The following is a 408-nucleotide window of genomic DNA, read 5'->3' on the forward strand; positions in this document are numbered from 1 at the left end:
CTACAGGAACGCAGATCCCGCTTTCCCAGGTGGCGAATATCAGTTATAAGCTTGGTCCCGCGCAAATCAGCCGTGAGGAAGGGAAACGGAGAATTGTCATTGGGTTTAATGTAAGCGGCCGCGATGTGGAAAGCGTTGTGAAAGATATTCGCACAAAGCTGGACCAGGTAAAGTTGCCATCCGGTTATTATTTTACCTATGGAGGTCAGTTCGAGAATCTGCAGGCAGCAAGCAAAAGGCTGATGATCGCGGTTCCGGTTTCATTGTTGTTGATTTTTATGCTGCTGTATTTTACTTTTCATTCATTGAAGCAGGCGGCTTTAATTTTCTCAGCCATTCCAATGAGTGCTATCGGAGGTGTGTTTGCATTGATTCTGCGGGATATGCCTTTCAGCATCAGTGCGGGGA

The 408-nt window shown here is 46.8% G+C and carries 1 protein-coding gene; it reads left to right on the forward strand.

Annotated features, from left to right (window positions below; translation table 11 throughout):
• Positions 1–408, forward strand: a 408-nt coding sequence (locus tag ACPYOJ_RS34700) for an efflux RND transporter permease subunit (RefSeq protein WP_481420278.1), incomplete at both ends; no start/stop codon positions are given.

This window comes from Rhizobium sp. SVR5-9E (assembly GCF_056755095.1).